Source organism: Cyanobium sp. ULC082, assembly GCF_977927535.1.
The window spans coordinates 14,201-40,362 of record NZ_OZ376397.1; the positions used below are offsets into that span (position 1 = coordinate 14,201).

Genomic DNA, 26,162 nt, shown 5'->3' on the forward strand with positions numbered 1-26,162 from the left:
AAAGAGGGTGCGCGTTGAATGCCACCGATGGCTGACCTGACCGATTCCGAAATCGCCAATAAGAAATTGGTCGCAGGGCTCCTGGGGCTTTTTCTCGGTTCGCTGGGCATTCACAAGTTCATGCTCGGTTACACCAGGTCCGGCATCATCATGCCGCTCGTCACCGTGCTCACCTGCGGTTTTGGCGGCTTCGTGATGGGTGTGATCGGCTTGATCGAAGGCATTGTTTATCTCGCTGCCACTCCCAAGGATTTCAAGGCCACCTACATCGACGCCCAGAAGGAGTGGTTCTGATGGCGAAGCCCCGCGCCGGTTCTGTCCGTCGAGCCCTGCTGCTTGTGGTGCTCGGCGTGGGCGGTGTGGCCAGCGTCAGCCTGGCCCCCGGGCTCGCGCTGGGCTCCCTCCATCCCCTCGCCCTGATCGCCTCTTTGCTGCCTCTCCAGCTGGCGGGGCTGCTATGGGTCTTCGGTCGCTAGCCCGGTGCCAGGCCGGGTCCTCGCTGCTCAGCCAGGATCCGCAGCGGGTCTGGGGGGCAACCTGACATGACGGCGGCGGTGCGTTGGTTGGGCGGCGGCTCCGTTGTCACGGCCACCGGCCCTGGGGACCAGACCGACGAACTGGAGTGGCTCTGGGGGGAAGGGGCCGTGGTTGCCCTGGCGCGGCCTGAAGAGCGGAACGCCCTGGCCAAAGCTTTGCCCCTGGAAGGAGATCCCTGGCACTTTTGGGGCCCCGCCGTGCTGATCGGCAGCGGCGGCAGCAGCGGCGGGCGGCGCTGGTGCCTTCAGCCCCTGGAGCACCTGCGCCAGTCGGCCGAGGCGACCGGCACCTGGCTGCGCGCCATCGGGATCGATCCAGCCGGCACCCTGCTGGTCAATCCCCTGCCGCTGCACCATGTCAGCGGCCTGCTGCCGCTGGTGCGCAGCCGCCAGTGGGGGGTTCCGCTGCAGGAGCTTTCGCCTGCGCTGATGCGGCATCCCGGCGAGCTGGCCGCCCGGGTGGTCCTGCCTGCGGATCGCCAGGCGCTGCTCTCCCTGGTGCCCACCCAGCTCCAAAGGCTGCTGGCCGATCCGGCCGGTGTGGACTGGCTGGCTGGCTTCGCTGTGATCTGGGTGGGAGGTGCCGCCCTGGAGGCGTCCCTGGCGGCCGCCGCCCGGCAGGCGGGGATTCGGCTGGCGCCCTGTTACGGGGCCACGGAAACGGCGGCGATGGTGACGGCCCTTTGCCCCCAGGCGTTTCTGGCGGGCCAGCAGGGGTGCGGCCAGGCCCTTGCCGACGTGGAGCTTCGCCTCACTGCCGCCGGTGCCATCGAGGTGCGCACGGCCCGGTTGAGCCCGGGCTGCCTGCGGGCGGATGGATCAGGACTGGAACCGCTTGCCGGCCCTGGGGGCTGGTGGCGCAGTGGCGATGCGGGCCGGCTGGATGTCTGCGCATGGCGGGGAATCGGGCTGAGCGGGGCCGGGCTGCAGATCCTCGGCCGCCTCGATGGCGCTATCCAGTGCGGTGGCGAAACCGTGTTTCCCGCCCGGGTGGAGCAGGAACTCAAGCCACGGCTCCGCCGCGCCGGGATCGGCATCGCCGAGCTGCTCCTGCTGCCTGTGGCCGATGCGGAGTGGGGAGGGCGGCTCGTGGCCCTCTTCCGCCCGGAGGGCAGCGGTGAACCAGCGCTCGATCAGCTGGTGGCAGTCGCCCGTGCCCTGCCGCCGGCCCAGCGACCCTGGCGCTGGGTTCCCTGCCTGGAACTGGAGCGCAACCCCCTGGGCAAATGGGAGCTGAACCGTTGGCGGGCCTGGCTGGATCGGCTCGACGGGCAGGGAACCACCGATTCCTGAGCCGAAGCGGGCCTTCATGCCTGCCCAGCCGCAACGGCCGCAGGCCCGCCGGATTGCTGCAGCCAGCGCTCGATTGCGGCCGGCATGGGGCAACGGCGCCGATTGCCGATGGCAATGGCCAGGTGTCGGGTGAGGCCCCGCGCCACTTCCTGACCCTCGCCGCTGCCGCGCAGAAAGGAATAGCCCACCTCGAAGCGTCCCGGATCGAGCTGCTGGGGAGTCAGCCGCACCAGAAGGCGATCACCACAGACGATCGGCCGCAGAAAATCGGCGCTGCAATGAATGATCGGCAGTGCCACAGCCACGCTGCCGGTCGGACTGGGGAACAGGTCGGCAGCGGGAATGCCGAATCGTTCCAGGCTTTCCTCATAGGCCTCGTGGCACCAGCGCAGCAGTTGGTGAAAGTGCATCACGCCAGCGGCATCGGTGTCGCCGAAGCGGACGGTGCGGTCCAGCACCAGCCAGGGAGTGACGTCGCTCAAGGTGTTTCCGGGCTCAAGAGGCCGCCTCAACGGATGAATGTTTGTGTCGAGGTTGGTGCTGATTAACCCATTCATCCAGGCGGAAACCCTCAGGCTTTCCATAATCTAGTCTGCCCCTTGCCCGCGCCCAGTCCGTCGTCGCTTGATCCAATCATTGTTGCGACAGGCGGGATCCATTTTTTTGAAGTTGATATTCAACCTATCTTGAGTTCTTGTTCAACCCATTCGTGACAGGAGCATTGGAAGAACTCACCGACCATCGCATCGAACCTGGCCAGCCCTCGATCAACAAAGCCTGGGCAGCCTTTCTGGCCCACTTCCCAGCCATCCTGTTGATCTGGGTGGTGTCGATCGCCGTCAGCGCCCTTGGTGCCTTGGTTTATTTCCTCGCCTCGATGCTGGGCCTTGCCGCGGCCGGTGGCGCTGAGGCTGACAGCGCCGCAGCCATTGGCCTTTTGCTTGGACAGATCGGCCAGCTCCCTTTCTCGATTCTCTCCAGCCTGGTTAGTGTGCTGTTGATCGCCGTGCCGGCGATGCATTACGCCACCGGTGAGATCATCACCGTGCGGCAAGCCTTCAAAACCCTGCTCAGGCGGCCCTGGCGGTATCTGCTTGCAGGCTTTCTGTTCTCTTTCGCCATGGGAGTTGGGCTGGTTCTTTGCATCCTCCCCGGCATCGCCATCGCCCTGACCGGCCCGATCTACGTGAACAGGATCTTCAACACGGAGGCCCCAGTTCTGGAGGCCTTCTCGTCCTCGTTTCAGGTGGTCTACCGAAGCTCCGAGGGCCGCTCCTTCGCCGGTCTGCAGTTGCTCGTCTGGCTGATCGTCGTGGCGATCACCTTGTTCACCTGTGGCCTGGGGGCGCTGGTGGCTGTTCCGGTGAGCACCTTCTACCTGCAGAACGCCGCCTACGCCAAAGGCCTGATCCGCTCCTCGCTCTGATCCGCCAGAAGGGTTTTCCCCGGGTGCTTCCCCCTGGATTCAGCCCTTGGCAAAGGCGTTGAGGCCAAGGCCGTAGGTGAGGACCAGCCGCGCCAGCCAGTAGGCCAGCAGCACGGCGGCAGCGAGCACGCCATGCCAGGTTTTCAGGCCCCTGGGCACGAGCCTTCGGGTGTGGATGGCCTGCGCCGACCAGACGATCAGCCCAACGGCGGCGATCGGTCCGAGGGCATGAAGCGACAGCGATTCAGCCAGGTCACCGCGCAGGCTGGCCGCGATGGATCGGGTGAGGAAGCAGGTGGGACAGGGAATGCCGCTGATCGCCCGAAAGGGGCAACTGAACCCCGGCAGAAGGGGGTGAAAAGCCTTCAGGCCCAGGTAACCGGTGAGCAGGGCAGGGGCCAGATAGCCCGAAGCCTGCAGCCTGCTCAGAAAAACAGACCGGTTCCGGCGAAGCCCTCTCAGCGGTCCACCGAACCCATGATCACATCGATCGAGCCGAGAATGGCCATGATGTCGGCCACCTTGGCGCCGGTGAGAATGTGAGGGAGGATCTGCAGATTGTTGAAATCAGCGGCGCGGATCTTCCAGCGCCAGGGGGTCACGTCGTCGTTGCCGATGATGAATACGCCGAGTTCGCCTTTGCCGGATTCCAGTCGAGCGTAGAGCTCTCCGCCGGGAATCTTGAAGGTGGGAGCCACTTTTTTGGCGATGTACTGAAAATCGAAACCGGATGATTCACCGCCTTTGCCTTCCAGCATTCGGCGGGCCTCCAGATTTTCGGTGGGGCCACCGGGGATGGCCTTGGCGGCCTGCTTGAGGATCTTCAGCGACTGGCGCATCTCCTCGATCCGCACCCGGTAGCGGGCATAGCAATCCCCTTCGCTGGCGGTTGCCACGTCCCACTCGAAATCGTCGTAGCACTCGTAGTGATCCACTTTGCGCAGATCCCAGGGCACGCCGGATGCCCGCAGCATCGGCCCCGACAGGCTCCAGTTGATCGCCATTTCGCGGCTGATCACACCGAGACCCTGAATCCGCTTCTTGAAGATCGGGTTGTTGGTGATCAGTTTTTCGTATTCATCGATCTTCGGGCCGAAGTAGTCGCAGAAGTCGAGGCATTTCTCCAGCCAGCCGTAGGGAAGATCGGCCGCCACGCCACCGATGCGGAAATAGTTGTTGTTGATCAGCCGCTGACCGGTGGCCGCTTCCCAGAGGTCGTAGATCATCTCCCGTTCGCGAAAGATGTAGAAAAACGGCGTCTGGGCGCCCACATCCGCCAGAAAGGGGCCAAGCCAGAGCAGGTGGTTGGCGATGCGGTTGAGCTCCAGCATCAGCACCCGGATGTAGCTGGCCCGCTTCGGCACCGGGATGTCGGCCAGCCGCTCAGGGGCGTTCACCGTGATCGCCTCGTTGAACATGCCGGCGGCGTAGTCCCAGCGGCTCACGTAGGGCACGAACATCACGTTCGTGCGGTTTTCGGCGATCTTCTCCATGCCGCGGTGCAGGTAGCCGATCACCGGCTCGCAATCCACCACGTCCTCGCCGTCGAGGGTGACCACCAGCCGCAACACCCCGTGCATGGAAGGGTGGTGAGGCCCGAAGTTCACCACCATCGGCTCGGTGCGCGTTTCGAGCTGCGTCATGGCGCCGGGAGGGACAGGCGGAATCGTCGGATCTTAGGAAGGGATCGCTGCAACAAGGGCCTTTGCCGCCAGAGATCACGCCCGGTTTCCACCATCTGCCGGTGCTGGCCGAGCCGGTGCTGGCCGCTTTCGCGGCGTTGCCCGCCGGCTCCACCGTGATTGATGCCACGGTGGGTGGGGGTGGCCACAGCGCCCTGCTGCTGGAGGCCCACCCCGATCTGCAGCTGATCGGCCTGGATCAGGACCCCACCGCCCTGGCCGCCGCCGCTTCGCGGCTGGCGCCATTCGGCGAGCGGGTGCACCTGATCGCCACCAATTTCGCTGCCTATGTGCCGGCTGCTCCCGTGCACGGGGTGCTGGCCGATCTGGGGGTGAGCAGCCCCCAGCTGGATGTGGCGGAGCGCGGCTTCAGCTTCCGCCTCGACGGGCCGCTCGACATGCGCATGAACAACGGCACGGGGGAGACCGCCGCTGAGCTGATCGACCGCCTCGAGGAAAAGGCTCTCGCCGATCTGATCTATGCCTACGGCGAGGAGCGGCTGTCGCGGCGCATCGCCCGCCGCATCGTCGAGCAGCGCCCCTGGAGTTCTGGTGCCCGGGCGGCGGGCGGTGGCGGCACCGCCGCGCTCGCCTACCTGGTGGCGGGCTGCTACCCACCGGCCGCCCGGCGCGGCCGCCTGCACCCCGCCACCCGCACCTTCCAGGCGCTGCGGATTGCCGTCAACGACGAGCTGGAGGCGCTCGAGACCCTGCTGAGCCGTGCCCCTGACTGGCTGGCCCCCGCCGGTCTCCTGGCGCTGATCAGCTTCCATTCGCTCGAAGACCGCCGCGTCAAGATGGCGTTTCTCGGTGATGACCGGTTGGAGCGGATCACCCGCAAGCCCCTGGTGGCCGATGCGGTGGAGCAGGAGGCCAATCCCCGCAGCCGCTCCGCCAAGCTGCGGGTGGCGCGGCGGAGCTGATGACTGTGCTTGATGGCTTCTGGTGGCTGGCCTTCACGCTGCAGGCGCTGGCCGTTCCAGGCACCCTGCTTCCCGTGTTGCCGGGGCTGGTGTTTCTGCCGCTCGGGGCGGGGGTGTGGGTGTGGGCAGCGGGTTGGAGCACCGCCTGGCCGACCCTGCTGTTCGCCAGCGTGATCCTGCTGCTGGGTTGGGGGGCGGAAGCACTCGGAGTGGTGCTCGGGGCAGCCCGGCTCCAGGCCACCCGCTGGGCCTACATCGGTGCGGGGATCGGCTTGCTGGTGGGCCTGCTGGGGCTGCTGCCGGCCCTGCCCTTCGGCGGCCCGCTGCTGGGCGCCCTGCTGGGGCCGCTGCTGGGGGCCGCCCTGGGGGAACTGCTGAGCGCGTCTGGCGAGCTGGGGCCCTTCGGTTTCCTGCGCCTCAAGCGTTCGCTGATCGTGGGGCTGGCGGTGGTGGCAGGGATGCTGGTGAGCCGGCTGGCGCAGTTTCTGTTGGCGCTGCTGGGGGTGGTTGGGTTCGTTCTGCTCAGCAGGCTGCTGGGGCTCTGAGCTGCTCGGCTGGAGCGTCCGCCGTGCCCGCTCCCATGGCCGCCGCGGGCATCCTGAGCTCCCGCACCGCATCAGCCACCACCTCGATCGCCTGATCGATCTCGGCTGTTGTGGTGGCCCGGCCAAGCCCGAAGCGCACCGAAGCCGCCGCCGCGGCGCGGTCCAGCCCAAGGGCGGCCAGCACATGGGAGGGGCTGCCGGCGCTGCAGGCCGAGCCGCCGCTCACCGCCAGGCGGCGCCGCAGCAGGCTGTGCAGCCGGTTGCCATCCACCCCGGCGATGCGCACATTGAGGTTGTGGGCCAGGCGCTGCTCGAGGCTGCCGTTCACCGCCACGCCATCGATCGCCCGCAGGCCGCTGAGCAGCCGCTGCCGCAGGGCGCCGAGCCGCTCCTCGCGCTCCTCCCGGTCGGCGAGGGCCAGGGCGGCGGCCCTGGCCATGCCCACGATCAGTGGCACCGCCAGGGTGCCGGCCCGCAGCCCCCCTTCCTGGCCGCCGCCGTGCTGCTGGGGTTCGAGGCTGATCCCTTCGCGCACCACGAGGGCACCGATGCCCTTGGGTCCGTAGAACTTGTGGGCGCTGAAGCTGAGCAGATCGATGCTCAGATCGTCTGGAACCAAGGGCAGGTGGCCGAAGGCCTGGGCGGCATCGCAGTGAAAAATCACGCCGCTGGCCCGGCAGAGCGAGCCGATCGCCGCCAGGGGCTGGAGCACACCGATCTCATTGTTGGCGGCCATCACGCTCACCAGGATGGTGTCGTGGCGGAAAGCGGCCACCAGATCGCCCAGATCAAGCAGGCCATCGCGGCCCACCGGCAGCACGGTGAGACTGAAGCCGCGGCGCTCCAGGGCACGCATGGTGTCGAGCACCGCCTTGTGCTCCGTGGCCACGGTGATCAGGTGGCGGCCCAGATGCTGCCGGGCTTCCGCCAGCCCCTTGATGGCCAGATTGTTGGCTTCGGTGGCGCCGCTGGTGAACACCAGTCGCCCGCTGGTAACTCCCAGCTGTGCCGCCAGCTGCTCGCGGGCCTGCTCCACCGCCGTAGCCGCCTCCAGCCCAGGCCGGTGCAGGCGGCTCGACGGGTTGGCGAACAGCTCGCTCCAGTAGGGCTCCATCGCCTCCACCACCTCCGGCGCGCAGGGGGTGGTGGCCTGGTAGTCCAGGTAGGGGATCGTCACAGGCTCGGCGGGGGCGGTGTCGTCGGGATGGAAGGTTCCACAGCCCAGCTTCCCTTGTAGCAGCGGGACCGCTGGCTGGCCTGGAGCCGCCAGTTGTGACGGCGGATCGCTGCGAGCCGCGCCAGGCTTCAGATCACGGATTCTGAACGGACCTGTCCCCCTGGCCATGACTCGATCCGTGCTGGTTGCCTGCCTCCTGCTGATCTCCGCTTCGGCAGCCCATGGCCAGGGGGCAGAGGTCCGCATCCCTTCCGAGAACAGGCCGCCGGGGATGGCTCTGCTGTTCGAGCGCACCATTCCCGGCGGCCCCCAGGCCCTTGGGGTGTACGGGATCACAGCCGACCCTGCCGAGCCCGGCCTGATGCGGATCAAGGTCTGGGAGGAGCTGCCCAATGACGTGAAGGTGCGCAGCGAAACGATCCGCTGCTCCACCGCGTCGCCGACCCGGGTCACCAACGACGGTCGCCACCTGATCCTGCGGGAACTCAATCCAGGCGGCGCCATCTCCTCCGCCAACCGCATCGACCATCTGGTCTGGTGGGCCACCTGTTTCCCGGAGCAGGCCGGCAAGGATCCGGCCGGTCTCAGGCCCCTGGCTCTGCAGCTCGGCTACAGCGGGTTTCGGGTTGAGCGGGAGGTGATCCTGCCTGGCGGCCTCCGCTGAACCGGGCTGGATAGATTGCCCCCATCACAGCTGGGTTCATGAGTCAAGACCTCCCTGCCACCGCGGCCAGCGCCGCCGATGATCAGCCGACCGCCCCGCCGGCGCCGCCCCGCCTGCTGCTGGTCGATGACGAGCCCGGTCTGCGCAATGCCGTCCAGGCCTACCTGGAGGAGGAAGGGTTTGCGGTCAGCACCGCTGCCGATGGTGATCAGGGCTGGGCCGCTGCCCAGGAGTTGCTGCCTGATCTGGTGATCAGCGACGTGATGATGCCCCGCTGTGACGGCTACGAATTGTTGCGGCGGCTGCGGGCCGATGAACGGCTGGGAGGCACCCCGGTGATCTTCCTCACGGCCAAGGGGATGACGGCCGATCGGATCGAGGGTTTCCAGGCCGGCGTCGACGACTACATCCCCAAGCCCTTCGATCCGGATGAGCTGGTGGCGCGGGTGCGCAATGTGGTGCGCCGTCAGGAGCGTCTGCTGGCTGAAGCGGCCCGCTATGCCGACGCCGACATCGGCCAGATGGCCAGGCAGATCACCGAGATCCGCTCGCTTCTGCAACTCGGCGGCGGCAAGAAGGCGGTCGCTCCCGTTCACCATGAATTCACCCCCCGCGAGGCCAGCGTGCTGCAGCTGGTGGCCGAGGGGTTGATGAACAAGGAGATCGCCAGGCAGCTGGAAACCTCGATCCGCAATGTCGAGAAGTATGTGAGCCGGCTGTTCATCAAGACCGGCACCACCAGTCGCACCGAGCTGGTGCGCTACGCCCTGGAGAACGGACTGGTTGTCTAGCTGGCCGCCCGGGTGCCCCTGTCCACCGGGTTGGCTGCCGGCCGGCCTCAACAACGGCTGGAGCTACCGCGACCGCATCGCTCCGGGTGATGCAGGCAGGAGCCTGTGCGCTTACTTCGCCGGTCGTTACCGCCATTCCAGCCAGGCGCTCTGGCAGGCGCGCCTGGCGGCTGGTGAGATCCGCTGGAACGGCCAGCTGCTCCTGGTGGATCGCCGCCTCGCCACCGGCGACAGATTGGAGTGGGATCGCCCCCCCTGGGAGGAGCCGCCGGTACCGGAGCACTGGTGCACGGTGTTCGATGACGGTGACCTGCACGTGATCAACAAGCCCAGTGGCCTGCCGGTGGTGCCGGCGGGGGGCTATCTGGAACACACACTGCAACGGATGCTGGAGCGCCGGTGGGTGGAGCGTGGCGGCGGCGTGCCCAGGCCCGTGCACCGGTTGGGGCGATTCACCTCCGGGCTGTTGGTCTGCGCCCGTCAGCAGGCCACCCGAGCCTGGCTGAGTGCCCGGCTGCGGCAGACCACGGCCAGCCCGGCCAGTGGTCCGGGCGACGGCGGGCAGCCCTGCCGGAAGATCTACCGCGCCCTGACGGTGCCCGCCGCCCTCCCGCTTGAGCCGGGAGAGTGGCTGGAGGTCAGCACGGCGATCGGTCGCAGGCCTCACCCGCTGTTGGGTGAGGTCTGGTGTGCCGCTTCAGCGGACTCCCCCGGTGCCCTGGCGGCCCGCAGTGTCGTCCGGCTGCTGGAGCGCCGCGCCGATGGCGACCGGGTCGAGGTGACGATCCACTCCGGCCGGCCCCACCAGATCCGTATCCACCTGGCCAGCCTCGGGGCACCGCTGTTGGGCGATCCGCTCTATCTCCCTGGCGGCGGGGCACGGGTTGAGGTTGCCGGGGAGGGGGCTACCACCTGCATGCGCACCGGCTGCTGATCCGAAGTGAGGGGCAGGGGCATGACCTTGACCTGACGGCCCCCCTGCCGAAGTCGCTCACGGTGGCGAAGGATGGCTGATGGCTTGCCGCGGCGACCCCGCGCCGGGCCGATCGTGATCAGCCCAGGCAGGCCTGCACCCATTCGGCATAGGAGCTGTTGACCTCAGTGGTTTCGACGGCATAGATCGCCGGGGTTTCGTAGGGATGATGGTTCAGCAGGGTGTCGTGAAGCGCGGTGTAGTGATCTGGGCTGGTTTTGAAAAGAATCCGGATCTCTGATTCGTGTTCCGTCGTTCCCTTCCAGGCAAAGAAGCTCTCGATCTGCTCCAGCTGCACGCAGGCCGCCAACCTTGCGTCGATGGCCAGCTTCGCCAGTGAACGGGCGTCGTCCAGATTGCCGACGGTGGTGTAGACGGCGAGAAGCGTCATGGGACCCCTGGCCGAGCGCCCTCAGACCCGGGGCCGCTCGGCCAGGGGAAGATCACCCACCGGCAGCGGGGCCAGCTGGGGATGCAGCGGTGGGCGCTCCGTTCCCTGCACCAGTCGGTTGAGGGCATGAACGAAGGCCTGGGCCGCCGCCACCACGATGTCGGTGTCAGCGGCGTGGCCGGAGTAGAGCACCCCCTGGTGGCGCAGCCGGATCGTCACTTCGCCCATGGCGTCGATCCCCTCGGTGACCGACTTCACGCTGAACTCCACCAGCTCATTGGGCACCCTGGCCAGGGAGTTGAGCGCCCGGCAGACAGCATCCACCGGCCCGGTGCCGATCGCCGCCCCGGTGCGCTCGGCGCCATCGGAGCTGATCAGGGTGACGGTTGCGGTGGGCTGCAGGTTGGTGCCGGTGCTCACCTGCACCAGCTTGAGGGTGTAGCGGGCTTCCGGCTGCTGGGCCTGCTCGCTCACAATCGCCTCCAGATCCCGGTCGGTGATCTCCCGCTTGCGGTCGGCCAGTTCCTTGAAGCGGGCGAAGGCGTCATCGAGATCCCGGCGCTCCAGGGTGTAACCGAGTTCCTCCAGCCGTACCCGGAAGGCGCTTCGACCGCTCAGCTTGCCCAGGGAGAGGCGGGTGTCGGTGAGCCCGATCGTGCGGGCGTCGATGATTTCGTAGGTGAGGCGGTTCTTGAGCACACCGTCCTGGTGGATGCCTGATTCATGGGCGAAGGCATTGGCACCCACGATCGCCTTGTTCGGCTGCACCACCATGCCGGTGAGGTTGGAGACAAGCCGGGAGGTTTTGGCGATCTCCTCGGTGCGCACGCCGGTGAGCGGCTCGGTGCTGGCGGCGGGACGACCCAGGAACGGGTTGAAATAACTGCGGCGCACGTGCAGCGCCATCACCAGCTCCTCGAGCGAGGCGTTGCCGGCCCGCTCGCCGATGCCGTTGATCGTGCACTCCAGCTGGCGGGCGCCGTTCTTGACGGCCTCCAGGAAGTTGGCCACGGCCAGGCCGAGATCGTTGTGACCATGCACGGAGATCACCGCCTGATCGATGTTGGGCACGTGCCGATCGATGCCGGCGATCAGGGCTCCGAACTCGGCCGGTGTGGTGTAGCCGACCGTGTCGGGAATGTTGATCGTGGTGGCGCCGGCTCTGATGGCGGCCTCGATCACTTCATAGAGATAGTCGGGGTCGCTGCGGCCGGCGTCCTCGCAGGAGAATTCCACGTCGTCGACGAGGGAGCGGGCATAGGCCACCATTTCGGCGGCGATCGCCACCACTTCGGGGCGGCTCTTGCGCAGCTTGTGCTCCAGATGAATGTCGCTGGTGGCGATGAAGGTGTGAATGCGGCGACGGGCAGCGGGGGCCACGGCTTCGGCGCAGGCCTTGATGTCGCCGGGGGTGGCGCGGGCCAGGCCACAGATCACCGGCCCTTCAGGGGTGCCCACCGAGGCGGCAATCCGCTGGACGGCATTGAAATCGCCGGCACTGGCAAAGGGAAAACCCGCTTCGATCACGTCGACCCGCAGCCGGGCGAGCTGGTGGGCGATCGCCAGTTTCTCTTCCAGGTTGAGGCTGGCCCCAGGGGATTGCTCCCCGTCACGGAGCGTGGTGTCGAAGATCAGAACCCGGCCGGGATCGCTGGCCATGACCGCTGCAACTCGAATTGACTATGAGTTGGAGCCACTCTAGGCCGAGGGGGCGATCACGACCTCGCGGCGGGGTGGTTCGGGAGTGCCCGGCAGGTTGCGCAACGACTCAGCCCGTGACGGGTCATGGGGTCGGAGCGCTTCCGATTTCTCGAGGATCGGGCGGAGTTGGTTGAGGTCGACAAACTGATCAGCGGCGTTGCGCAGTTCCCGGGGGGCCAGGCTTTCAGCGTTGAACAGGACGGTCTTGAGGCCAAGGCTGCGCTGCGTCTCAACCAGGCGCTCCAGGTCGCGGCTGCCGCTCATCAGCCAGACCTCATCGGTTCGGTGGGCCACGGCCATCAGGTCGAGGCAGATCTCCACGTCCAGGTTGGCCCGGCCGAACTGGCGTAGCTCCGGGTCAGTGCCGAACTCGCGCAGAGGCTTGGTTCGGACCGTGAAGCCGAGGCTGGTCAGGGCATCACGAAAGGGACGCTGATCGCCGGCATCCTTCAGACCCGCATACCAGAAGGCACTGCTCAGATCCACGCCTGGATCACGGCTGGCGAACTCGATCAGATGGCGGGGGTCGAAGAACCAGCCCAGCTTCTGCTGGGCATAGAACATGCCATGCCCATCGACAACAAGGCACCGTCGGATTTTTTCCATTCCCATGGCCACAACCCTAAAAATCGGTCGGGGTGGTTGGGGCAGGAACAGGTTGAGAAGATTCGACCGGATGTGACTGGTTGCTGAGAATCCTCCCAACTCCGGCCCGTAAGATCAACTGATGGATCGATCCGGGACGATCAACGGCTCGCTGGCCCTCGTCCTCCACGCCCACCTCCCTTACGTTCGCAGCAGTCAGCCGGGCTCCCTGGAGCAGGACTGGTTCTTTCAGGCCCTGATGGAGTGCTATCTGCCTTTGCTGCGTCTGCTCGAGTGCAGCCAGGCCGATGCCCAGCAGCTGCCTAGGCTCAGTCTCGGGCTCTCGCCCACCCTGCTTTCGCTGCTGAGCGACTCGGATCTGCATCGCCGCTTCCCTGCCTGGCTGGAGCAGCGGCAGAGTCTGCTGGTCAAGGTGCCGCCCGTTCATCTCCCAGCGGCAGAGGCCCTGGGCCGTCAACTGGAGCAGGCCCAGAGCGACTGGTCCAGCCAGGCCGGGGATCTGTTGCGCCGTTTCCGTCTGCTTCAGCAGGCTGGTGTGCTCGACCTGCTCACCTGCGCCGCCACCCATGGCTACCTGCCGCTGCTGCGGCAGACGCCGGAAGCGGTCCAGGCCCAGCTCCTGACCGCCGTTCGGGAGCACGAGCGCCTGCTGGGTGAGCGGCCGCTCGGCCTCTGGCTTCCGGAGTGCGCCTACTACGAAGGTCTTGATCAGCTGCTGCTGAGCTGCGGCCTGCGCTACGCGGTGCTGGATGCCCATGGTCTGCTTCACGGTCTGCCTCGCCCCCGCTATGGGGTGTACGCACCGATCTGTTCGCCGGCCGGGGTGGCTTTCTTCGCCCGTGACAGCAATGCCACGTTGCCGGTCTGGTCGGCCAGTCATGGCTACCCCGGGGATGGGGTGTACCGGGAGTTCCACCGCGATCTTGGCTGGGATCTGCCGATCTCCCAGCTCGAAGCCGCCGGAATCCCTTCCCCTCGCCCGATCGCGCTCAAGCTGCACCGGGTCACCGCTCAGGACTGCCCCCTGGAGCGGAAGCAGCCCTACGACCCCGCCATGGCAGCCAGGCGGGCCGGTGAACACGCTGCCGACTACCTCGGCCAGCGGGTCCGGGAGCTGGAAGGCCTGACGCCGGTCATGGACAGACCGCCGCTGCTGGTGGCCCCGTTCGACGCCGAGCTGTTCGGTCACTGGTGGTACGAGGGACCTGTCTTCCTGGAGGAGTTGTTCCGCCAGGCCCCGGCTGCGGGCCTCAGCTTCACCACCCTGCGGGCGGTGCTTCAGGAACCCCATGCCCTGCAGATCTGCCGACCTTCCCCCTCCAGCTGGGGACAAGGGGGATATCACCATTACTGGCTCAATGAAACCAACGCCTGGGTGGTGCCGGAATGGGATCGGGCTTCAGCGGCGATGGTGCGTCGCGTCAACGAAGGGGTGGCGACGAAAGAGCAGCGGCGGATGCTGACCCAGGCGGGGCGGGAGCTTCTGCTGGCCCAGTCCTCCGACTGGAGTTTCATTCTCCGGGCCGGCACCACCACCGACCTGGCCCGGGACCGGATCCGAACCCACCTGGATCGGTTCTGGCGGCTGCTCCATGCCATCGAATCCGATCAGCCCTTCCCCCTCGGTTGGCTGGTGGCGCTGGAAAAGGAGGACGGCCTGTTCCCGCTGCTGAACACGGCCGACTGGTCCTCGAGCCTGGTGGGTGCCGTCTGATCGGGATCGGGCGCACCGGTTTCAGCCGCCGCTGATGGTTGGCTGGCTGAATCGCCGGAGTGCCCGATCGCCGGGGGTACGCTGCTGGCTGGAGCGGTGAGATGGGGCCATGTTTGAGCATCTGCTGGTTCCCATCGATGGCTCCCCGCAGTCGCTCAGAGCCGTGGATGGAGCGGTGGCCTTCGCCAGGGAACGGGGGGCGCGGATCACCTTCTTCCATGCCCGCTCGAACGTTCCGATTTCGATCTACGGCGTCGGCGAGCTGATCAACCCCGACACCCTGCAGGATCTGATCAACGCGGCAAAGGAAAGCTCCGATCAGATTCTGGGGCAGGCCCTGGAGGTGGCGAAAGCGGCGGGTGTCGCCGCCACGGCTGATGGGGTCGTTGACGATCTCCCTGCCGAAGCGATCCTGGCCGCTGCCGAACAGCACCGGCCCGATCTGATCTTCATGTCGTCCCATGGCCGACGAGGCCTCTCCGCTCTCCTGCTGGGCAGTCAGACCCAGCGGGTGATCACCAAAGCCTCCCTGCCGGTTCTGGTGTACCGCTGAGCCTCGCTGCTGGCATCAGCCGGCCAGCACGCGCCACAACAGCTCCACTTCCTTGCCCTGCTGCCGCATCAGCCCCCAGCGCACCGGGTTCGGCGCCTGGGCGAACAAACGCAGCATGGCCAGGGTGAGCTCGGGAACCGTGAGGCTGTTCGCCAGGAAGCCATGCCACTGGTGCAGCGGCAGATCGAAGAAGGTGGCGAAGAACTGGCGCAGCTGCGGTTCCGAGAAACGCATCAACTTCTCCAGCCCGAATTGATACAGCGCCCGTTTGCGTACCAGATCGGCCGGCCAGACCGCTGACCAGGCCGCCTGAGCCACCTGTTCGGCGCCGGAGTCGGGGACGTTCAGCGCCATGGCGATCGCCTTCGCCACGCCCGGCGCCCGGCGCAGCAGCGACCCCACCAGGTATCCCGAGGCGGGGTGAACCATGCTGGCCGCACCGCCGAATCCCACCACCCGCTGCTGCAGATCCGGCAGGGGCAGGTTCATCGGGAACAGGCAGTGCTCCTCCGCTTCGATCGTCTCGATCGCCACACCCCGGAAGTTAAGCCGTTGCTGCAGGCGGCGCTTCAGTTGCTCCGGTGGAAAGGCCGGTGCCAGGGCCAGGGAGGTTTCCTCGACGAAGAACACCCCATCGCCCAGGTCCATGGCGTAGAGGAAGGTGGGGGGCTCCGTTTGCCGCTCCAGGTCGCTCAGGTGATCCGAGCGGAAATCCATCAGCACGAACTGGCCGGGATCCACAGGAGCACCACGGAAGCGGCCGACGATCCCGTAGGCGGCCTGGTAAGCCACCGGACCCAGGCTGGGACGCTGCACGAACACGGGCTGATGGCCACTGGTGTCGACCACCAGCCGGGCCGTGTGCTCCTTGCCCTCCCTGGTGGTGACGCAGGAGCTGTGGGGACCGTGGACAATCGATGCGGCCGTGCCCCGGTGCCAGTGCAGGCCGCCCCGCGCGCAGCCCTCCAGCCAGTGGGCCTGGAGCCTGGCCTTGTCGAACAGGCCATAGGCCTGCTGGTGGGCCACCGGCTCGGCGCCGAAATAGCTGACGCAGTTGGACCAGCGGTGCTCCAGCAGGTGGTCGATCCCATCGGCTTCGAGCTCGCTGGCCCAGACGCCGTAGGTGTTTGGCCAGGCCCGGGTCGGTTCCACGGCGGCCAGCGCCTCGACGGCGAGGCCCTCAGCGCAGAGAGCGGAGGCGATGGCCAGGGCGGCAGGGCCGCAACCGATCACCAGGGCATCGGCGGTCAACTGGCTGCCTCAGGCAATGGGGCTGCCATCGGGCTCCTCGGCCGCCTCTGGATCGGTCGGTTCCCCATCGCTGGTCAGGGCAGGTGGGATCAGCACCACTTCGCTGAGGCGATCGCCGCTGTCAAGTTTCTGCAGCCGGACCCCTGTGGCGGCACGGGACTGCTGCGGGATCGCATCGGAGGGCATCCGCACGATCACACCCCGCTCGCTGACCAACAGCAATTCCTCGCCGGCGCCGAGCACCTTGAGGCCCACCAGCACATCACCGGGGCGGCGGAACTTGATCGCCCGCAGGCCCAAGCCCGCCCGCCGCTGCAGCCGGAACTGGTTCACGGGCACCCGTTTGCCAAGGCCGCTGGCTGAGGCAACCAGAACCCAGGGTCCCTCGCTGGCGGCAACCTCCTCGCTGTCAGTTTCCTCATCGGCGGTTTCGGCCTCGCTGCTGGCGATCTGATCGGCCAGCTCGGCCGGCAGCACATCCATGCTCACCAGCTGATCAGCTGGCCGGAGCGCCATCGCCCGCACACCCCGGGCCGTGCGGCCGAGGGGGCGCAGCTCCGCGTCAATCAGACGGAAGTGGATCGTCATGCCCTTGAGCGAGCCGATCAGCACGCTGTCGCCTGGGACGGCCAGCCGCACCCAACGCAAGGAATCGCCCTCCTCCAGAGCGATCGCGATCAGCCCGTTGGAGCGGATGTTGGCGAAGGCGGAGAGGCGGGTGCGTTTAATGTAGCCGCCGCTGGTGAGCATCAGCAGCTGCACATTGTCTTCGAAGGCACTCACCGCCAGCACGGAGGTGATCTGTTCTTCGCGGGGAATCGGCAGCAACTGCACCACGGGGGTGCCCTTGGCGGTCCGGCTGGCCACCGGAACGCGATAGGCGGGCACGGCATAGACCACGCCGCGGTCGCTGAACAACAACAGGGTGTCGTGGTCGTTGCAGCTGATGAACAGCCGCACGGCTTCCTCGCCCTGGCTGCGGGTGCCTGATTTGCCGCGGGTGCCGCGGCTGGTGGCCTCAAACTCGCTCACCGGCATCCGCTTCAGATAGCCGTTTTCGGTGAGCAGCACCACCGAGCGTTCGTTGGCGATCAGATCGATGTCTTCAAGGCCGCCCTCGAGATCGAGGATTTCGGTGCGACGGGGTGAGTCGTAGCGCTCGCGCAGTTTCTGCAGTTCGCCTTCGATCAGGCCAAGCACCCGCTCGCGGCGGCCGAGGATGTCCTGGTAGTCGGCGATCTTGGCGACAAGATCCTCATGTTCCAGGCGGATCTTGTCGGCCTCCAGGGCCGTCAGCCGCCGCAGCTGCATCTGCAGGATGGCATCTGCCTGGATCTCGCTGAGCCCGTGGCGCTCCTGGAGTTGCTGCCGGGCCGTGGCGGCGTCGGCGGCGGAGCGAATCAGGGCAATGATCGGATCGAGCTGGTCGAGGGCGAGCAGCAGGCCGAGCAGGATGTGATCACGCTCTTCGGCCTTGCGCAGCAGATAGCGGGTGCGCCGCTCGATCGTTTCAATCCTGAAGGTGAGAAACACCTGCAACATCCTGCGCAGGTTGAGCAGCACGGGCTCGCTGTTGACCAGCGCCAGCATGTGAGCGCTGAAGTTGGATTGCAGCGGCGTGAGTTTGAACAGATTGTTGAGCACCACCTGGGGGTAGGCATCGCGGCGCAGCTCGATCACGATCCGCATGCCGTCGCGGTCGCTTTCATCGCGGATATCTGAAATGCCATCGAGCTTCTTGTCGTTGACCATTTCAGCGATGCGCTCGATCAGCGCCGCCTTGTTGGTCTGATAAGGAAGTTCGGTGATGATCACCGCATCCCGGTCGGGACGTCCGGTGACTTCAATGGTTTCGATCGAGGCCACACCCCGCATCGTGATCGAACCCCGACCGGTGGCATAGGTTTCGCGGATGCCGCTGCGGCCGAGAATCTGGCCACCGGTCGGGAAATCAGGCCCTGGAATGATCGCCATCAAGGCGCGATCCTCGATTTCGGGATCGGCGATCAGGGCGAGCAACCCGGTGATCAGCTCGGTGAGATTGTGGGGCGGGATGTTGGTGGCCATTCCCACGGCGATGCCGGAGGAGCCGTTGAGCAGCAGGTGCGGCACCCGAGCCGGCATCACGGTGGGTTCCTGCTGGGAGCCGTCGAAGTTGTCGATGAAATCGACGGTTTCCGCTTCGATGTCCTCCAGCAGGCTGTCGGTGGTGAGGGCCTGCAGCCGCGACTCGGTGTAGCGCATGGCGGCCGGCGGATCGTTGTCCACAGAACCGAAATTGCCGTGTCCGTCGATCAGCGGCATCCGCATCGAGAAGTCCTGGGCCATGCGCACCAGGGCGTCGTAGACCGCTGTGTCGCCATGGGGGTGGTACTTGCCGAGCACTTCCCCCACCACCCGGGCGCATTTGCGGTAGGGGCGGTCGCTGGTGAGCCCCAGCTCATACATGGCGTAGAGGATGCGGCGATGCACCGGTTTCAATCCGTCGCGAGCGTCGGGCAGGGCCCGGCCCACGATCACGCTCATCGCGTACTCCAGGTAGGAGCGCGACATTTCGATGCGAAGGTCGGTCTGGATGATCCGCCCGTCCGATTCACCGGGCCCTGCTGGATCCGCCATCTCGTAACCCACTGCCTTCTGCCAGGTTAATCGAGCCCGGGCTGGTCGTTTCCGCCGCTGCTCTCCTCACCCTCCCAGACCCTGGCCTTCGATGACCCTGGAGCCCCGCAGCGAATCCGAACTTCAGCAGCGGCAACGATCCGGCGACCTGCGGGTCTGCAGCGGCCCGGTGTTCCGGGCCCTGGTGGCAGCTGAAGGCCTCGCCGCCGCCTATGCCGCCACCGATGTGGTGGTGGCGGCCAATGCCGAGTTCACCGATCAGGGCACCCTGCAGCTGAACCTCGGTCCCGTTGATCCACCGATGCGGATGCGCCAGGTGCAGCTCGACCAGGTGGCCGGCCTGGCGGCGAGTGGCAGCGGCGGCATCACCCTGCCGATCGGCGGGGGGCTGGTTGAGCCGCTGCGGCGTGGCGGTGCCCAGGTGCTGGGAACCCTGCTGGCCGGTGGCGAGGTGGAGCTGCTGGCCACGGGTGAAGCCACCGTTCTTCATCCCAGACGGGAACTGAGGGCCCGCCTCTCGCTCGAGCGGATCGGTTCGGGCCAGTTGCTGCTGCACCGTGGGATCAGTGAGAACGGGGTGGTGGCGATCAGCAGCGGGTCTGGGATCACCCACAGCCCCTACGGACCGTTGCTGGGTCCCTACGCCACGGCGCTCTACAGCAATGGCGGCAGCCGCAGCATCGGGTTGACGATGCCGCGGCTGGCTCTGCTGGGACCCGGGTCGCCGCTGCTGGTGGGAGGCGCGATCGGCTGGGTGGTCGGCGCCGGCCAGGGGCATCAGCCCCAGGCCCGACGCCTGCCCAGTGGCCAGGCGCGCTCACCGGGAGCGGTGGCTGCCATCAGCGTCGATCTGCACCGTCTCCGGCCGGAATGGGTGAGGCCCTGTTTCCTGGAAGGGCAAGGCAGTGGGCTGGTGGTGGCGATCGCGGCGCCGATTCCATTGATCAACAGCACCGTGGCCAGCCAGGCAGCCCTCAGTGACGCGGAACTGGAGGCGCCGGTGCTGGATTTCTCAATCCCGCGCCGCATCAGACCGAGTTTCGGCGCCGTGCCCTACAGCCAGCTTCTGGCGGGGGAGATCGTGGTGGATGGCCGGCGTCTGCGCTGCTTCCCGGCCCATAGCCCGCGCCTGGCCGAGGCCATGGCTGAACAGCTTGTCGAGCAACTCAGAAGCGGCCACTTTCCGCTGCGCCTGCCGCTTCAACCCCTGCCCCGGCGCAGCGGACTGATTCCGCTTGATCCCTGACTGCAGCTCTGAAGCGCCGTAAGCTCACCCGTCGGTTGCGAAGCCAGTGAGAGATGGTTGAACCCTTCACCCCTTCCACCCCACCGGACCAGGGCGGCTGGACCGTCCCTCTTCCCCCTGAACCAGGACCTGAACCAGCACCAGAACCTGGCCCCGAACTAAGCACTGAACCAGGCCCCGACGTCATCAACGACCTGGTCGTCGAGGCCTTGGCTGCCGAACCAGTCGTCGAAGCTGTCGCGGAGCTGAGTTTGCCTCAGGCTCAGGCTGCGGAGGTGATCCCTCCGAGCCTGCCTGGGGGCGAACCAGCTGGTTTCACTGAGCCGGCGGTGGCGGCCACCCTGCTTGCTCCCGCCAGCACAGCCGAGTCTGGGCCGGGGGGAGAGTGGGCCCTGCTGGTGGCAAAGGTCCAGGAGTGGATCGGCGGCGGCGGACTTGAAGGCACCTTCGAGCGCTACCGATCTCCCCTGAAGATGCTCGGAGCCCTGGTGGGCATCGTGCTGGTGTTGCGGCTGTATGGAGCCGTGATCGGAGCGATCGAAAGCCTGCCCCTGCTGCCGGGGCTGCTTGAGCTGGTGGGGGTTGTCTGGCTGGCCAACTTCTCCGCCACCAAACTGACGCGCGCCCAGGAGCGTCGTCGCCTGATCGAAGGCCTTGAGAAGAAGTGGCAGTCGTTCCGCGGTCACAGCTGAGCGCCGGCCCGATCCGGGTCGCGCCAGGCACGGAGCCCCGCCCCAGTCAGTTGATAGCTTGGCCCGACTGTGACAAGGCCCAGCGGTGACCATTCTGTTAGGCCGCAACCGAACCATCCGGCGCGCTTACGGCATCGATGAGATCGCCCTTGTTCCTGGCGGCCGCACGGTGGACCCTGAGGTCACGGCCAGCCACTGGAGCCTCGGGGGCATCGAGCGCGAGATTCCGATCATCGCCAGTGCCATGGATGGGGTGGTGGACGTGCGGATGGCGGTGGAGCTCTCGCGGCTCGGAGCGCTGGGAGTGCTCAATCTGGAGGGCGTCCACACCCGTTACGACGATCCCAATCCCGTGCTCGATCAGATCGCTGCAGTGGGCAAGGACGCCTTTGTTCCGCTCATGCAGTCGATCTACAGGCAGCCTGTCCGGGAGGATCTGATCCGGCTTCGCATCGCCGAGATCAAGCAGCAGGGTGGGATCGCTGCGGTCAGTGCCACACCGGTGGCGGCGATGCGGTTCGCGCAGGTGGTGGTGGAGGCCGGGGCGGATCTGTTCTTCGTGCAGGCCACGGTGGTTTCCACCGAGCACATCGGCCCGGCAGGCCGCGAGAGCCTCGATCTCCAGGCTCTCTGCTCTGGCCTGGGGATTCCTGTGGTCATCGGCAACTGCGTCACCTATGACGTGGCTCTTGAGCTGATGCGGGCAGGAGCCGCCGGCGTGCTGGTGGGGATCGGCCCCGGTGCCGCCTGCACATCCCGGGGTGTTCTGGGCGTCGGCATCCCCCAGGCCACCGCCGTCGCCGATTGCGCCGCCGCCAGGGACGACCATGAACGGGAGAGTGGTCACCGGATTCCCGTGATCGCCGATGGTGGCATCGTCACCGGTGGAGACATCTGCAAGTGCATCGCCTGTGGTGCCGATGCCGTGATGATCGGCTCGCCGATCGCTCGGGCGGCAGAGGCACCCGGCCGTGGCTTCCACTGGGGGATGGCCACCCCCAGCCCCGTTCTGCCCCGCGGAACGCGCATCAAGGTGGGCACCACGGGAAGCCTGGAAACCATCCTTCGCGGTCCGGCCAGCCTTGATGACGGCACCCAGAATCTGTTGGGTGCCCTGCGCACGTCGATGGGAACCCTGGGGGCCCGCACCCTGCGGGAAATGCAGGCGGTGGAGGTGGTTGTGGCCCCCTCGCTGCTCACCGAGGGCAAGGTGTACCAGAAGGCTCAGCAGCTCGGCATGGGCAAGTAGGCGACCAGCGCCTGGCGGTTGTCCAGGGTTGGGTCCAGGCCGGATACTGCTGGACAGGCATTACGCTGAAGCTGTGGGGGCTTCGGCTCGCACACTCCTCACACCTCCCCGCCCGGCGCGTCCGGGCGTTTTGTCTTCCAACGTTCGCGGGCCCGGCGGTAGGGATCGGAAAGCCCGTTGCTAGATTCCGTTCACCTTGTACTTTCCTCGGATGTCCAGCGCTGCAGCCGTCACCGATGCCTCCTTCGAGCAGGATGTGCTCAAAAGTGATGTGCCCGTGCTGGTCGATTTCTGGGCCCCCTGGTGTGGTCCCTGCCGCATGGTGGCGCCGATTGTCGATGAGATCGCCAAGGAGTTCGAGGGGCGCCTCAAGGTGTGCAAGCTCAATACCGATGAGAATCCCAACGTCGCCAGTCAGTACGGAATCCGCAGCATTCCCACCCTGATGGTCTTCAAGGGTGGACAGAAGGTGGACACCGTCGTGGGCGCCGTGCCCAAGAACACCCTCTCCGGCACGATTTCCAAGTACCTCTGAACGGTCCTGATCTGTTCGTCGAGAAATTTCCTCGCCGCCTCCCCTGGTCATGACCCCGGCGAGCCATAGCCAAAGTCTGCTGATCCAGCAATCTCTGGCCACCATTGAGCGGCTGGGTGATCTGAGTGTCGAGCACGAAGACTGGCTGTTGATCCTCGGCACACTCCAGGACATCGAAGAGGCCATCAGCGTTTTTCAGCCCCACCGCCGCACCCGCAAGATCACGGTGTTCGGCTCGGCCCGCACGGCCCCTGGCACCCCCGCCTACAGCCTGGCCGAGCAGCTTGCCGCTGCAGCCACCGCAGCCGGATTCGAGGTGATCACGGGGGCGGGAGGCGGCGTGATGGAAGCGGCCAATCGCGGCGCCGGTGCTGGACGCAGCTTCGGCCTCAACGTGCAGTTGCCCTTCGAGCAGGAAGCCAATCCCTTCATCAGCGATGCCGAAGGTCGCCTGGTGCACTTCCGCTATTTCTTCACCCGCAAGCTCTTTTTTCTGCGCGAGAGTGATGCCCTGGTGGTGCTGCCTGGCGGCTTCGGCACCCTCGATGAGTTGTTCGAAGCCCTCACCCTGATTCAGACGGGCCGCACTCCGCCCATCCCACTGGTGCTGCTGGCTCCCGAGGACGATCACTTCTGGGGGCAGTGGCAGCGGCAGCTCCAGGCAGGTCTGGCCCAGCGGGGGCTGATTGCCCCTGAGGATCTCCAGTTGCTGCGCCAGGCGCACAGCGCCTCCGAGGCCGTTGCGCTGATCCGGGGCTTCTACCGGGTGTTCCATGCCCTGAGGTCATCGGACCATGGCGTGGAGTTGTTCCTGCATGCCCCGCTGCCCGGGCCGGAGCTGGTTCAGATTCAGCAGCGGTTCGCCGACCTGTCGACCAACGGCCGGATCGAAGCTGCCGAGGGCCACGATGAAGCCGGCGCGATTCGCCCCTGCCTGCGCCTGGATTTCGATCAACGCAGGGTCGGGCGGCTGTACCAGCTGATCGACCACCTCAACGGACTTGATCTGCCGCGTTGCCCGGATCTCCAGCACCCTGAACAGCGCCTCTGCTCCCTTTCCACCTGAGCTTGCCCCCGCCATGAGCCGGATCGGATTGATCGACTACGGAATGGGCAATCTGCACTCCGTGGCCAGGGCCATCGAACGCCTGGGGGGCGAGGTGGCACTGATCCAGAGCGGCGCGGCGATGCAGGGCTGCCATGCCCTGATCCTGCCGGGGGTGGGAGCCTTCGATCCCGCCATGCAACGTCTGGAGAGCTCCGGTCTGGTGGAGCCCATCCTGGCCTGGAGTGATCGGAGCCGGCCTTTGCTCGGCATCTGCCTCGGCCTCCAACTGCTGTTCGAGGCCAGTGATGAAGGCGACGCCAGGGGGCTGGGTCTGCTGAAGGGCCGCGTACGGGCCTTGCCAAGCCAGCCCGACCAGCCGGTCCCCCACATGGGCTGGGCACCCCTGATCGCCTGCCGCCCGACCCCACTGTTGCCGGAAGGCAGTCCACCCGCCTGGGTCTACTTCGTGCACTCCTATGCGGCAGTGCCCGAGCAGCCCGCCTGCCTGGCTGCCGCCGTTGCCTTCGGCGACACGGTGGTGACGGCAGCCGTCTGGCAGGACCATCTCGCCGCCTGCCAGTTCCATCCGGAGAAGTCCGGACCCCAGGGTCAGCGCATGCTGCGCCGCTGGCTGACCTGGGTGGAGCGCGAAGACCGGTGACCCTCCGTCTCAGTGGGGGGCGGAAGCTGCTGAGTCCTCAGGGGAACACGGCCCGGCCCACCACCGCTCGGGTGCGGTTGGCGGTGATGAATCTGTTCGCCGCCGACCTGGCCGGCTGCCGTTGGCTGGATCTCTGCTGCGGCAGCGGGGTGATGGGCTGTGAAGCTCTGCAGCGCGGTGCCGCGGCAGTGGTGGCGGTGGATCAGGACCGTCGGATGGCGGCAACGGCCCTGGCGAACCTCACCGCTGTCCAGACCGGGACCGCGGCCACCAGCACGGTGAGAGTGGTCTGCCGGCCGCTGCCAGCCTGGCTGCTGGAGATGACCCCGGCCCGACGGCCCGCTGAGGTGGGCCACCGGGATTTCGATCTGATCTACGTGGATCCGCCCTACCGCTCAGGTCTGCAGGAAACGATCTGCGCGGCGATCCACCAAGGTGACTGGCTGGCCCCTGCCGGGCGGCTGATCCTTGAATGTGGCAGTGAGCTGTCGGCTCAAGCGCCAACCGGCTGGATGCTGGAGGATCGACGCCGATACGGCAGCACCAGCCTGATGCTGCTCAGCCGAGGGCACTGCCCCGGCGGTACTGGTTCCATGCCGCCACGAACAGGCCCACGATCGTGATCGGCACCAGACCCAGCACGATGCCGCAGAGAAGGGGTTCAATCATGGGGAGAAGTGGTTACACGCCTTGGTAGGGATTGTTTCATGATGAGGGCAGCAGTCCTGAAGTTTTGAACGATTCGTGACCGGTGAGATCTCTCCACCTGCGCCAGACAGCACCCCCCGTCAGGGTCTGATCACAGCTCTGGTGCTGCTTGCCGCCTGTGCCTGCGTGCTGCTCTCACTTGTGGTGCTGCCAGCGGCCCGCAGCGACCCCTACACCCGTCAGACCCTGGAGCTCGACGGTTCGGCCGAGAACGGCGGGCGCCTGTTCCGAATGAACTGCGCCGGTTGCCATGGCATCGCCGGCCAGGGGCTGGTCGGACCGAATCTGCAGGGAATCAGCAAGCGCAAGAATGATCGCCAGCTGGTTCGCCAGGTGGTGAGTGGCCGCACGCCGCCCATGCCCCGCTTTCAGCCGGATCCCCAGGCGATGGCTGATCTGATCGCCCATCTGCACGCCCTGGCGTGAGCGCACCGCCGGTTGTCGTGCTGGTCGAGCCGGCCGGCCCGATCAACATCGGGAGCGTGGCCAGGTTGTGTGCCAACTTCTCGATCAACGACCTGCGTCTGGTGGCACCCCGTTGCGACCACCTCGGAGCGGAGGCAAGGCGAATGGCGGTCCATGCCCAGCCTCTGCTGGAGCGGGCGCAGCTCTATCCGGATCTGGCCGCGGCGATCGCTGATTGTGGCCGGGTGGTGGCGACCAGCGGACGTCTGGAACCGGAACCCATGCCGACCGCTCCTGCCGCCGAGGTGCTGGCCTGGCTGCAGGGCGGCCCGGAGCCGGGCGGGAGAGGAGCCCTGGTGTTCGGGCGGGAGGACCATGGCCTCAGCAACGCTGAACTGCTTCAGGCGGGTCGGATCCTGCGCATCGACTCCGACCCTGGCTACCCCTCCTTGAACCTTTCGCACGCCGTGGCGATCAGCCTGCACGGTCTGACTCAGCTGCAGGCCCCCAACCGGCCATCGGCCGCGGGGCGGCCCGAGCCCGCCGAGCGGGGAGCCCTGGAGAGAGCTTTGCTCGATGCCGAAGCGCTGCTGCTGGAGGTGGGTTTCCTCCTGCCCCACACCGCCCAGGCCCGCATGGCCAAGCTGAGGGGTTTGCTGCAACGGGCCGAGGCCGGCAACGAGGAGGTGGCCCTGCTTCGCGGCATGGTGAGCCAGCTGCGCTGGGCCTGCCGCGCCCGGACCCCTTAACGTCCTGCCAGATCCCTGCGCTTC

General features: G+C 66.8%; 28 protein-coding genes and 2 pseudogenes. 20 read left to right on the forward strand and 10 right to left on the reverse strand.

Annotated elements, in window-relative coordinates; genetic code table 11:
* Positions 1–27: 27 nt before the first annotated feature.
* The 3 genes from ACXMDY_RS00095 to ACXMDY_RS00105 all read left to right on the forward strand — a co-directional run bounded on the left by ACXMDY_RS00095 (position 28) and on the right by ACXMDY_RS00105 (position 1,829).
* Positions 28–294, forward strand: a complete 267-nt coding sequence (locus ACXMDY_RS00095) for a TM2 domain-containing protein (protein WP_259702825.1) — start codon at positions 28–30, stop codon at positions 292–294.
* Complete coding sequence (locus ACXMDY_RS00100; protein ID WP_259702826.1) at positions 294–476, forward strand: hypothetical protein; 183 nt, start codon at positions 294–296, stop codon at positions 474–476. The genes ACXMDY_RS00095 and ACXMDY_RS00100 overlap by 1 nt, the downstream gene beginning before the upstream one ends.
* A gap of 66 nt (positions 477–542) precedes the next feature.
* Positions 543–1,829, forward strand: coding sequence for an AMP-binding protein (locus tag ACXMDY_RS00105; protein ID WP_259702827.1), 1,287 nt, complete (start codon positions 543–545; stop codon positions 1,827–1,829).
* Positions 1,830–1,843: 14 nt separating this feature from the next.
* Here ACXMDY_RS00105 and ACXMDY_RS00110 read toward each other — a convergent pair whose 3' ends face one another.
* Positions 1,844–2,311: an acyl-CoA thioesterase gene (locus tag ACXMDY_RS00110; RefSeq protein ID WP_259702828.1), complete on the reverse strand. Its 468-nt coding sequence runs from the start codon at positions 2,309–2,311 to the stop codon at positions 1,844–1,846.
* 227 nt (positions 2,312–2,538) lie between these two features.
* Here ACXMDY_RS00110 and ACXMDY_RS00115 point away from each other — a divergent pair, with 227 nt between their 5' ends.
* A complete protein-coding gene (locus tag ACXMDY_RS00115; protein WP_259702829.1) occupies positions 2,539–3,255 on the forward strand; it encodes a hypothetical protein in 717 nt (238 codons plus the stop codon).
* Between the two features lie 201 nt (positions 3,256–3,456).
* On the opposite strand, the pseudogene ACXMDY_RS00120 reads toward ACXMDY_RS00115, so the two are convergent.
* A pseudogene (locus tag ACXMDY_RS00120) lies at positions 3,457–3,717 on the reverse strand (DUF2752 domain-containing protein); the annotation flags it as partial.
* The gene (locus ACXMDY_RS00125) at positions 3,714–4,898 is read right to left on the reverse strand and encodes an NAD(P)H-quinone oxidoreductase subunit H (protein ID WP_259702830.1); all 1,185 of its coding nucleotides are present in this window, start codon (positions 4,896–4,898) and stop codon (positions 3,714–3,716) included. The pseudogene ACXMDY_RS00120 and the gene ACXMDY_RS00125, both read right to left, overlap by 4 nt.
* 62 nt (positions 4,899–4,960) lie before the next feature.
* On the opposite strand from ACXMDY_RS00125, the gene rsmH reads away from it, so the two are divergent.
* Both rsmH and ACXMDY_RS00135 read left to right on the forward strand, forming a co-directional pair.
* Positions 4,961–5,860: a 16S rRNA (cytosine(1402)-N(4))-methyltransferase RsmH gene (rsmH, locus tag ACXMDY_RS00130; protein WP_259702831.1), complete on the forward strand. Its 900-nt coding sequence runs from the start codon at positions 4,961–4,963 to the stop codon at positions 5,858–5,860.
* Positions 5,860–6,405 carry a DUF456 family protein gene (locus ACXMDY_RS00135; protein WP_259702832.1) on the forward strand — a complete coding sequence of 182 codons (546 nt, stop codon included), beginning with the start codon at positions 5,860–5,862 and terminating at the stop codon, positions 6,403–6,405. Before rsmH ends, ACXMDY_RS00135 begins: the two co-directional genes overlap by 1 nt.
* On the opposite strand, the gene ACXMDY_RS00140 is transcribed toward ACXMDY_RS00135, so the two are convergent.
* A complete protein-coding gene (locus tag ACXMDY_RS00140) occupies positions 6,383–7,750 on the reverse strand; it encodes a cysteine desulfurase family protein (protein ID WP_259702833.1) in 1,368 nt (455 codons plus the stop codon). The genes ACXMDY_RS00135 and ACXMDY_RS00140 overlap by 23 nt on opposite strands.
* Between ACXMDY_RS00140 and ACXMDY_RS00145 the strand changes: the two genes are divergently transcribed.
* From ACXMDY_RS00145 to ACXMDY_RS00155, 3 genes are read left to right on the forward strand one after another with little or no spacing between them, the layout of a single operon-like run.
* Positions 7,749–8,246 carry a hypothetical protein gene (locus tag ACXMDY_RS00145; RefSeq protein ID WP_259702834.1) on the forward strand — a complete coding sequence of 166 codons (498 nt, stop codon included), beginning with the start codon at positions 7,749–7,751 and terminating at the stop codon, positions 8,244–8,246. The two genes, ACXMDY_RS00140 and ACXMDY_RS00145, sit on opposite strands and share 2 nt — an antisense overlap.
* Positions 8,247–8,284: 38 nt before the next feature.
* Positions 8,285–9,037 (forward strand): response regulator transcription factor, encoded by a 753-nt coding sequence (locus tag ACXMDY_RS00150; RefSeq protein ID WP_259702835.1) that lies wholly within the window; start codon positions 8,285–8,287, stop codon positions 9,035–9,037.
* On the forward strand, positions 9,030–9,971 hold the full coding sequence (locus ACXMDY_RS00155) for an RluA family pseudouridine synthase (RefSeq protein ID WP_457767245.1): 942 nt from the start codon (positions 9,030–9,032) through the stop codon (positions 9,969–9,971). The genes ACXMDY_RS00150 and ACXMDY_RS00155 overlap by 8 nt, the downstream gene beginning before the upstream one ends.
* Positions 9,972–10,089: 118 nt before the next feature.
* Here ACXMDY_RS00155 and cutA read toward each other — a convergent pair whose 3' ends face one another.
* Genes cutA through ACXMDY_RS00170 form a run of 3 tightly spaced genes read right to left on the reverse strand, consistent with a single transcriptional unit; the run spans position 10,090 to position 12,714 of the window.
* Positions 10,090–10,401 carry a divalent-cation tolerance protein CutA gene (gene cutA / locus ACXMDY_RS00160; RefSeq protein ID WP_259702837.1) on the reverse strand — a complete coding sequence of 104 codons (312 nt, stop codon included), beginning with the start codon at positions 10,399–10,401 and terminating at the stop codon, positions 10,090–10,092.
* 21 nt (positions 10,402–10,422) lie between these two features.
* Positions 10,423–12,060 carry a 2-isopropylmalate synthase gene (locus ACXMDY_RS00165; RefSeq protein ID WP_259702838.1) on the reverse strand — a complete coding sequence of 546 codons (1,638 nt, stop codon included), beginning with the start codon at positions 12,058–12,060 and terminating at the stop codon, positions 10,423–10,425.
* Positions 12,061–12,099: 39 nt separating this feature from the next.
* Positions 12,100–12,714 carry a LabA-like NYN domain-containing protein gene (locus ACXMDY_RS00170; RefSeq protein ID WP_311133809.1) on the reverse strand — a complete coding sequence of 205 codons (615 nt, stop codon included), beginning with the start codon at positions 12,712–12,714 and terminating at the stop codon, positions 12,100–12,102.
* 115 nt (positions 12,715–12,829) lie between these two features.
* Between ACXMDY_RS00170 and ACXMDY_RS00175 the strand changes: the two genes are divergently transcribed.
* A complete protein-coding gene (locus tag ACXMDY_RS00175) occupies positions 12,830–14,422 on the forward strand; it encodes a glycoside hydrolase family 57 protein (protein ID WP_259702839.1) in 1,593 nt (530 codons plus the stop codon).
* A 109-nt stretch (positions 14,423–14,531) separates the two neighbouring features.
* On the forward strand, positions 14,532–14,975 hold the full coding sequence (locus ACXMDY_RS00180) for a universal stress protein (RefSeq protein WP_259702840.1): 444 nt from the start codon (positions 14,532–14,534) through the stop codon (positions 14,973–14,975).
* Positions 14,976–14,990: 15 nt separating this feature from the next.
* On the opposite strand, the gene crtL is transcribed toward ACXMDY_RS00180, so the two are convergent.
* Both crtL and gyrA read right to left on the reverse strand, forming a co-directional pair.
* Positions 14,991–16,226, reverse strand: a complete 1,236-nt coding sequence (crtL, locus tag ACXMDY_RS00185; protein ID WP_259702841.1) for a lycopene beta cyclase — start codon at positions 16,224–16,226, stop codon at positions 14,991–14,993.
* Between the two features lie 9 nt (positions 16,227–16,235).
* Positions 16,236–18,845, reverse strand: coding sequence for a DNA gyrase subunit A (gyrA, locus tag ACXMDY_RS00190; protein ID WP_259702842.1), 2,610 nt, complete (start codon positions 18,843–18,845; stop codon positions 16,236–16,238).
* A gap of 91 nt (positions 18,846–18,936) precedes the next feature.
* Between gyrA and ACXMDY_RS00195 the strand changes: the two genes are divergently transcribed.
* The 7 genes and pseudogenes from ACXMDY_RS00195 to rsmD all read left to right on the forward strand — a co-directional run.
* Positions 18,937–20,091 carry a homocysteine biosynthesis protein gene (locus ACXMDY_RS00195; RefSeq protein ID WP_259702843.1) on the forward strand — a complete coding sequence of 385 codons (1,155 nt, stop codon included), beginning with the start codon at positions 18,937–18,939 and terminating at the stop codon, positions 20,089–20,091.
* 209 nt (positions 20,092–20,300) lie between these two features.
* Positions 20,301–20,783, forward strand: coding sequence for a CAAD domain-containing protein (locus ACXMDY_RS00200; protein ID WP_259702844.1), 483 nt, complete (start codon positions 20,301–20,303; stop codon positions 20,781–20,783).
* A gap of 85 nt (positions 20,784–20,868) precedes the next feature.
* Positions 20,869–22,032, forward strand: coding sequence for a GuaB3 family IMP dehydrogenase-related protein (locus ACXMDY_RS00205; protein WP_259702845.1), 1,164 nt, complete (start codon positions 20,869–20,871; stop codon positions 22,030–22,032).
* Between the two features lie 211 nt (positions 22,033–22,243).
* Positions 22,244–22,567 (forward strand): thioredoxin, encoded by a 324-nt coding sequence (gene trxA / locus ACXMDY_RS00210; RefSeq protein ID WP_259702846.1) that lies wholly within the window; start codon positions 22,244–22,246, stop codon positions 22,565–22,567.
* A gap of 49 nt (positions 22,568–22,616) precedes the next feature.
* Positions 22,617–23,633, forward strand: a complete 1,017-nt coding sequence (locus ACXMDY_RS00215) for an LOG family protein (protein ID WP_259702847.1) — start codon at positions 22,617–22,619, stop codon at positions 23,631–23,633.
* 13 nt (positions 23,634–23,646) lie between these two features.
* Positions 23,647–24,276: an imidazole glycerol phosphate synthase subunit HisH gene (hisH, locus tag ACXMDY_RS00220; RefSeq protein ID WP_259702848.1), complete on the forward strand. Its 630-nt coding sequence runs from the start codon at positions 23,647–23,649 to the stop codon at positions 24,274–24,276.
* Positions 24,273–24,821: pseudogene (gene rsmD / locus ACXMDY_RS00225) on the forward strand (16S rRNA (guanine(966)-N(2))-methyltransferase RsmD); the annotation flags it as partial. The gene hisH and the pseudogene rsmD, both read left to right, overlap by 4 nt.
* Positions 24,822–24,834: 13 nt before the next feature.
* On the opposite strand, the gene petG reads toward rsmD, so the two are convergent.
* Positions 24,835–24,945, reverse strand: a complete 111-nt coding sequence (petG, locus tag ACXMDY_RS00230; protein WP_259702849.1) for a cytochrome b6-f complex subunit V — start codon at positions 24,943–24,945, stop codon at positions 24,835–24,837.
* A 75-nt stretch (positions 24,946–25,020) separates the two neighbouring features.
* Between petG and ACXMDY_RS00235 the strand changes: the two genes are divergently transcribed.
* Together ACXMDY_RS00235 and ACXMDY_RS00240 are read left to right on the forward strand one after the other, a co-directional pair.
* On the forward strand, positions 25,021–25,410 hold the full coding sequence (locus tag ACXMDY_RS00235; RefSeq protein ID WP_259702850.1) for a c-type cytochrome: 390 nt from the start codon (positions 25,021–25,023) through the stop codon (positions 25,408–25,410).
* Complete coding sequence (locus tag ACXMDY_RS00240; RefSeq protein WP_259702851.1) at positions 25,407–26,138, forward strand: RNA methyltransferase; 732 nt, start codon at positions 25,407–25,409, stop codon at positions 26,136–26,138. The genes ACXMDY_RS00235 and ACXMDY_RS00240 overlap by 4 nt, the downstream gene beginning before the upstream one ends.
* The last annotated feature ends 24 nt before the right edge of the window (positions 26,139–26,162 follow it).